The organism is Bacillota bacterium (genome assembly GCA_040755295.1).
In the GTDB taxonomy this organism is placed as follows: Bacteria; Bacillota; Desulfotomaculia; order Desulfotomaculales; family Ammonificaceae; genus SURF-55.
In genome coordinates, this window is record JBFMBK010000022.1 from 21,161 (window position 1) to 28,428 (window position 7,268).

Sequence of the window (7,268 nt, forward strand, 5' to 3'; positions counted from 1 at the left end):
TTAAAAACCTTTGAATGCTGGAGCTTGATTTACGGAGGTGCGTTTTTGCATGGCGGTGAAACGTTTTTGTTTAGTTTTACTACTCTTTACGGTGATTTCGGTCTTGGTTTTAACTCCGGCTGGTGCGGCCTTAGCTGCCACCACCAACTCGGCGCTATGGTGCCCGAACGTGGCGCCGGAAACGACGGCACGGTTAGGCGGCCTCTACATTAGCGAAAGTAATGCCATGTCGATTAAAGCAGGTGACTGGGTGAGTATCGGCCTTCCTTCTTTTGCGGAGCTCCAAAAAATGACCTTTAACTTCGTAAACAGCAGTTCCTACTTCCCTCAAAAAGCGAGTGCGGTCGTCAGCGTAACGTTTGCTGAAAACACTTACAGTGTAGGCTCGGCTGTTTACTCTTATGGAGAGGAGGCCTTTTTGATTAGGGGTACGGACGGAAGCGAGGTGCATCTCCAAGCATTGGGGAAACAGAATGTCACCCTGATCGTGTTCGCTGCGCCCACCGATCTTCCGACGACAAGGACCTTCAGGACCTATATCTACTTTGACGAAGTGGTTGTTAAACCGGTAACCCCAGAGGACCTTGAGTCTTCCGATATTAAGGCGACACTCGACGCGCCCTCCACCGCCGGTTTTACCTCCGGCACGGTGACCGTCGGCAAGCTCCTCACCGCCGGTGGGAGTAACATCACCGCGGCCGCCCCCACCGAGATCACGGATGTTGGCGGGCAGACCGCCGACATCACCCTGAAGGAGGATTTCGCCGGGGCGCTGAAGGTGAACGCCGCGGACTTCCCCGGCGACAACACGGTGAAGCTGGTCTTGAGCCCGGGCTTCACCTGGGATACGGTGACCCTCATCCCGCAGGGCGGCTTTGGCGCGGGGAGTGTGGATTATGCGGTTTACCCCGAAAGAAACGGCTGCAGCGCCCTCTACCTCAAAATCAATACGGCGAGCAGCGGCAGCCCGGGACAGTTGCTCATTAGAGCCTTGGTTAAGGCGAACAAGCCCTTTGCCACCGCGCGCGACGTGAAGGTGACCTACGGCGGCACCAACCCGGGTGTCGGCGGGGAGAAGGTCGCGGAGGTGACGGTGGCGAAGTACTGGGTTCCGGGGCTGGCGTTGGCGGCGAAGAGCACGCTCGACGTAGCGGCCGGGCGGCTGAACCAGCAGATCGGGAACTTTACGGTTGCGGAGGGAATGACCGGTGATCTTGCGGCGGGACGGCTCCTCTCGCTAACGTTGCCCGAGGGGGCGAAGTGGAACCGCCGGCCTGGCGTCACGCGCGAGGCGGGCAACGGGCAGCTTCAGTATGAAGGCACGCGCGACGAGGGCCGGACGGTCGTCTATTCCGTTTACCAGGCCGGCACCAGCCGCACCGTCTTCTGTTTTAAAAACGCGACCGTGGACTTAGCGGTTTACGTTCCGGAGGAGCTCGCGGTGACGGTGAAGGGGCCGGGTTTAAACCAGAGCGTGACGGCGGCCAACGTCCAGGCGCCGGTTAAGTTAGCCCCGACGGGCGGCACGGTAAGGATCGGGCTGGCGGCGCAGCCGGTGGGGGCCTTGACCATCCAGGAAAATATGGTGGGGGCGCTCAGGGCGCGCGACGCCGCCCCGCACTCAACCCGGTTGAGTGCGGGGGCGGTTTTGCAACTCACGTTGCCCTCCGGGGTGCGTTTTGGCCAGAAGCCCACGGTCACCGTAACGGCGGGTGACCTTGAACTCGATGCCGCCGGGATTAAATTAGAGGATAACGACCGGACGCTCGTAATTCCCGTAAAGCTCTCAAGTGCCACCCCGGTGGAGAAGCCGGTAGAAGAAACCACCGCTGCCACCGGTGATGCCGCGGGGACGGAGACTGCTGAGGAAACCACTGCCGAGGCGGCTTACGAGCAGACGGGCAGCACGGTGGTGGTGGACAACATCCTCCTCACCTCGGACCGGACGGTGCCGGTGGGGCCGGTTACCCTTGAGGTTAGCGGCAGCGCCTTGAGCGAGACTGAAGCTCTCTTTTCTTCGTCGCTCAATAAGTTAGCTTGCGTCCTGGCCGAGTGCCTGACGCCGGCGCCGGTAGCCATCCGCACGGAGGCGGTCTTTACCATCGGCAGTACCAAGTACCGGATCGGCAGCGAGGAGAAGGAGATGGAGGTGGCGCCTTACATTAAGAACGGGCGGACTTATGCGCCGGTGCGCTACCTGGCCTACGCGGCGGGCATCGGCGGCGACCAAATGCTGTGGGACGGCGTGAATAAGACGGTGACTATTTTTGCCGGTAATCGGGTGATCCAGTTCCGGATCGGGGAGAAGGGTTACCTCTTGAACGGCGTCTTTCTTTCGGCCGATGCGGCGCCGGAGATCGTAAGCGGCCGGACGATGCTCCCCTACCGCTTCGTGGCCCAGGCGCTGGCCCTGAGGGCCGAGTGGGACGGTGAGAAGCGGCAAGTGATCATCCGGTAAAAGGTTCGAGGTTTAAGCTCAGACTGACCTTGAACCTTGAACCTGTTAACGTCGAACGCAGAACGCCGAACGTCTTCAGGGAGGATGAAAAAAATGCGGTTGCAGGTAAAGGGCGTTTCCTTCGCGTATGGCAGCGTACCGGTTTTGGAGGATGTCACCTTCAAGGTGCCGGCGGGAGAGGTGCTCGGGATTGTTGGTCCCAACGGCTCCGGGAAGTCGACGCTGCTCCGGTGCCTGGCACGGGTGCTCCGGCCCCGGACAGGGACGGTCTTCTTCGACGGGAAAAACCTAGCGGCGCTGCGCGGCTACGAAATCGGGCGGTGTTTGGGGTACGTCCCGCCGCCGGGCGGGCAGGCGGGTTTTCCTACGTCGGTGGTGGAAACGGTCCTGCAGGGGCGGCGGCCTCACCTTACCTGGGGGGTGAGCGCGCGGGACTTGGAAGTGGTGAGCGCGTCCCTCGGCTACTTGGGGCTGACGCCGCTATCGGAGAGGCTGCTCGGGGAGCTTTCGAGCGGCCAGCAGCAGAAGGTCTTTTTGGCGCGGGCGCTGGCCCAGGAACCGGAGGTTTTGCTCCTTGACGAACCGACGGCGACGCTCGACATCCGCTACCAGCTTGAAGTGATGGCGCTGATCCGGCGCTTAGCTACGGAGAAGGGGTGCACGGTGGTGGCGGTGCTGCACGATTTGAACCTAGCCGGACGCTTCGCGGACCGTTTACTGCTGCTTCACGCGGGGCGGATCTTCGCTGCGGGAAAAGCGCCGGTGGTGCTTACGCCGGCGAACCTGCGGGCGGTTTACGGCGTGGAGGCGGTGGTTGCCGAGGGGCCGTGGGGGATTCAGGTGACACCGGTGGCGCCGGTCGGCGGAGCTGCGAGCGGGGCGCCGGTCGCGGCAGCGGGCGGCCGGGTGTGAAGGGAGGATAACGCTTGCGGCTGCAACCTGAGGCGCGGAGGATAACTATGCCGGTCACGTCCCCGGATGCCGACGTTGAGGTGGCGCCGGCGGAGGCGGCCCTGGCGGTGCGGGGGGTGGTGAAGCGCTACGGTCTGGTGACGGCGGTGGCCGGGGTGACCTTTTCCGTCCGCAAGGGAGAGATCTTCGGGCTTTTGGGTCCGAACGGGGCGGGGAAAACCACCCTCATCCGGATGCTAACCACGCTGGCCCGCCCGACGGCAGGCGAGCTTTTTGTGGGCGGGGAGGACGTGGCGCGGAACCCGGTGGCGGTGAAGCGGCTGATCGGGGTGGTGCCGCAGGTGAACAACCTGGAGCGGGAGCTGACGGCGCGGGAGAACCTGGTGCTGCACGCGCTGCTGCACCGGCTGCCGAAACGGGTGCGGGAGGAGCGGATCGCGGAACTGCTCGCCTACGTAGGCCTCGACCACCGCGCGGATGAACGGGTGCAGAATTACTCCGGCGGGATGGCGCGGCGGCTCCTGATCGCGCGGGCGCTTCTGCACGAGCCCCCCATTCTTTTTCTCGATGAGCCGACGATTGGTCTTGACCCCCAGACGCGGCGGCGAATCTGGGACCTGGTCCAGCTTTTGAACCGCGAAGGGATGACGGTTTTGCTCACCACCCACTACATCGAGGAGGCGGAAAGCCTCTGTCAACGGGTGGGGATCATCGACCGGGGAAAGCTCATTACCCTGGGGACGCCGCGGGAGCTGCGGGAGAGGCTGGGAGCTTGCTGCGTGGAGTTTTTTACCCCTCAGGGGACGAAGCGCACCTTCTTCAATACGCGTCAGGAAGCGAAGGGTTACGCCGCCACGCTTGCGGGGGACATAACGGTGCGGCGCACAAACCTCGAGGACGTTTTTGTGGAACTCACCGGACGAGAGATTTTTGAAGGATGAAGGCGAAAGGCGGAGGAATGAAGGTGATGGCGGAAGCGGCGGTGGGAAAGAGGTTCTGGCACGAGAGGGTTTATCCCGCTTGGCTGCCGCTGGTCTTGGCGATGGGGCTGGTCTGGCGGCGGCGCTGGTGGCGGTTTGTGGTCGGGGGGCTCAACCGGCCGCTCATCTTCCTCGCCCTCTTCGCCTGGAGTTTCAAAGGGACGGCGGCGGCGAGCCATCTGCACTTCCTGGTTCCGGGGCTGGCGGCGTTAGCGGCGGTCAGCGGCAGCTACGGCGATTTAGTCAACTGGTTCACCCTGCGCCGGAAATATTTTCAGGTCCTGGACGAATGTCTTTTGGCGCCGGTTTCCACGCGCTCTCTCCTTGTAGGGCACTTGATCGGGGGCGGCGCGAAGGGGCTGGTGGTGGCCGCGCTGGTCTATCTGTCAGGCTGGGCGGTGGCCGGGGGACTGTGTTTCAACCCGCTTTTCCTGCTGCAATTAGCGGTGATCGCCTTCACCTTCGCGGCCCTGGCGGTGGCGGTGGCGATGGTGGCGAACGGGGATAAGGATGTTTTGATCTTCACCAACTTGGTGGTTTTACCGATGACCTTCTTCTGCGGAACCTTCTTCCCGGTGGAAGGGCTGCCGGGGGTGCTGTCAAAGTTAGCGTGGTTTTTGCCGCTCACGGCGGGCACTTACCACCTGCGGGCGTTGGCGCTGGGCGAGCCTGTGCATTGGGGCTGGTTAGCCCAAAGCATTGGTTGGTTTTGCGCGCTTTACACCTTGGCTTACCTTCTGCTGTGCTGGAGGCGGCAGGACTGATGCGGGCGCTGTTTTGGGGCTGGTTCCCGATCCTGTGGGAGGAGATGGTCGTCTGGCGGCGCCGCTTCTGGCTCTACATAGCAACCTACGTCCTTTCGCCGCTCATCTTTCTCCTTTCTTTCGGCTTTGGCGTAGGCGGGCGGCTGCGGGGGCTTCTCCCGGGCGGGATGAGCTACGCCGAGTTCCTGGTGCCGGGGGTGGTGGCGCTGGCGGTTTTCAACAACGGGATCACCGCGGTCACCGTGCGGCTCTTTTACAACCGGCTGCACTTCAAAAGTTTTGAGGCCTACCGCCTGGCGCCCGTGAATGATTTCGCCGTCTGGTTCGGCTACGCGCTCACCGGGGCGCTGCGGGGGCTGCTGGCCGGCGGGATGGTGCTCGGCTCGGCGCTTTTCTTGGTGCCCGGCTTGCGGGTGGCGCCGGCGGGCTGGCCCTGTTTGGTGGCGCTCGCCTTTTTTGCCGGTACCTGTGGGGTTTTTTTAGGGCTGTGCCTGCGCTCCTTTGACGACCAGACGGTGATCAGTGAGTTTTTCGTGGTGCCGCTGACCTTTCTCTGCGGGACGCTGGTGCCTTTGGAGCGGCTGCCGGCGGCGCTGCAACACCTCGTGTGGCTCCTGCCGCTCACCCCGGCGACGGCGGTTGTCCGGGCGGGCTTTACGGGGCAGCCGGTTGCCTGGGTGGAAGTGATGGCGCTTGGCGGGTGGACGCTGCTTTTTGCGGCGCTGGGGCTGTGGCGGCTGAAGCGGAACGAGGAATAGCGTTCGACGTTAGGCTTAGGTTGATTGACCTTTGGGGTCCGTACTATGTTCGAGGTTCCACGTTGAACGGACTATAAATTACTACCCTGAAAATAGGTCCGACGTCCGAGGTCCGACGTCAGAAACAGGGAATGCGGGGACAAAGTGCAAATCCCGGATCTAATGACCCTATCGAGTCGAAGCTATTTTCATTCTCTGATGGTGCCGCTGGCGGCATGGGCAACTACTGTCTAAGCCTGCACGTCGAACGTCGCACGGACCTAAAAGTTCTTCCGTCTAAGATTCAACGTTCAACTTACGGAGGTAGAAATGTCCGAATACAGGCGTTGCGTTTATCCTTTCACGGCTATCATCGGCCAGGAGGAGCTGAAGCTGGCCCTTATTTTGAACGCCATCAACCCGCTCGTTGGCGGGGTGCTGGTGCGCGGGGAAAAAGGGACCGCCAAATCGACGGCGGTCCGGGCCTTTGCGGCGCTTTTGCCGCCGCTCACAGTGGTGGCGGGTTGCCCCTGCAACTGCGACCCCCGCGATACAGGGCATCTCTGCCCCTTCTGCCGGGAGCGGCTGCTGCAGGGCGAAAAATTGGTGGCGGCGGCGCGGCCGGTGCCGGTGGTTGACCTGCCGGTGTCCGCAACCGAGGACCGCGTGGTTGGCAGCCTCGATTTCGAGCACGCGCTGCGCTACGGACGGCGGCGCTTCGAACCGGGGATCTTAGCGCGGGCGAACCGCGGGATCATCTACGTGGACGAGGTGAACCTGTTAGACGACCACCTGGTGGACCTGCTCCTTGACGCGGCGGCCTCAGGGGTGAACGTGGTGGAGCGGGAGGGGGTTTCCTTCGTTCACCCGGCCCGCTTCATTTTGGTGGGGACGATGAACCCGGAGGAGGGGGAACTGCGCCCGCAGTTGCTCGACCGCTTCGGGTTGTGCGTGCCGGTGGAGGCGGTGCGCGACCCGGCGGCGCGGGCGGCGATCGCCCGGCGGCGGGAAGCCTTTGAGAGCGACCCGGAAGGCTTCATCCGGGCGTTTGCGCCCCAGGAGGAAGAACTGCGGCAGCGGTTAGTGGCTGCGCGGGTGCGTTCGGCGGCGGTGGCGGTTGCCGAGGAGGCGGTAAGGCGGGCGACGGAGTTAGCGGCCGGGGCCTTTTGCGCCGGCCAGCGGGCGGAAATTATACTGGTGCAGGCAGCGCGGGCGATAGCGGCCTGGGAGGGGCGGGATGCGGCGACGCCGGCGGACGTGGAGCGGGTGGCGGAATTAGTGCTTTACCACCGGCGGCGGGAGGCCCCGCCACCGCCACCGGCGCAGCCGGAAGAAGAAGAACCGCGGGAGCAACCGCCGGCGCCGGAGCAACTGGAAGAAGAGGAACCACCGGAGGACCGGCAGGAGCAAGAACAGA

6 protein-coding genes are annotated in these 7,268 nt (G+C 63.3%); all 6 read left to right on the plus strand.

Annotation, left to right across the window (positions count from 1 at the left end; translation table 11 throughout):
• The first annotated feature begins 49 nt into the window (after positions 1-49).
• Positions 50-2,458, plus strand: a complete 2,409-nt coding sequence (locus AB1500_12270) for a copper amine oxidase N-terminal domain-containing protein (protein MEW6183925.1) — start codon at positions 50-52, stop codon at positions 2,456-2,458.
• A 93-nt stretch (positions 2,459-2,551) separates the two neighbouring features.
• Complete coding sequence (locus AB1500_12275; GenBank protein ID MEW6183926.1) at positions 2,552-3,370, plus strand: ABC transporter ATP-binding protein; 819 nt, start codon at positions 2,552-2,554, stop codon at positions 3,368-3,370.
• Between the two features lie 47 nt (positions 3,371-3,417).
• Positions 3,418-4,311, plus strand: coding sequence for an ABC transporter ATP-binding protein (locus AB1500_12280; GenBank protein MEW6183927.1), 894 nt, complete (start codon positions 3,418-3,420; stop codon positions 4,309-4,311).
• Complete coding sequence (locus tag AB1500_12285) at positions 4,308-5,114, plus strand: ABC transporter permease (protein MEW6183928.1); 807 nt, start codon at positions 4,308-4,310, stop codon at positions 5,112-5,114. Before AB1500_12280 ends, AB1500_12285 begins: the two co-directional genes overlap by 4 nt.
• Positions 5,114-5,872, plus strand: a complete 759-nt coding sequence (locus AB1500_12290) for an ABC transporter permease (protein ID MEW6183929.1) — start codon at positions 5,114-5,116, stop codon at positions 5,870-5,872. The genes AB1500_12285 and AB1500_12290 overlap by 1 nt, the downstream gene beginning before the upstream one ends.
• 309 nt (positions 5,873-6,181) lie before the next feature.
• Positions 6,182-7,268: ATP-binding protein (locus AB1500_12295; protein ID MEW6183930.1), on the plus strand; the 1,087-nt coding region annotated here is incomplete at its 3' end.

Coding starts and splice junctions, on each gene's coding strand:
- AB1500_12270 (MEW6183925.1), top strand. CDS start 50: ATGGCGGTGAAACGTTTTTGTTTAGTTTTACTACTCTTTACGGTGATT.
- AB1500_12275 (MEW6183926.1), top strand. CDS start 2,552: ATGCGGTTGCAGGTAAAGGGCGTTTCCTTCGCGTATGGCAGCGTACCG.
- AB1500_12280 (MEW6183927.1), top strand. CDS start 3,418: ATGCCGGTCACGTCCCCGGATGCCGACGTTGAGGTGGCGCCGGCGGAG.
- AB1500_12285 (MEW6183928.1), top strand. CDS start 4,308: ATGAAGGCGAAAGGCGGAGGAATGAAGGTGATGGCGGAAGCGGCGGTG.
- AB1500_12290 (MEW6183929.1), top strand. CDS start 5,114: ATGCGGGCGCTGTTTTGGGGCTGGTTCCCGATCCTGTGGGAGGAGATG.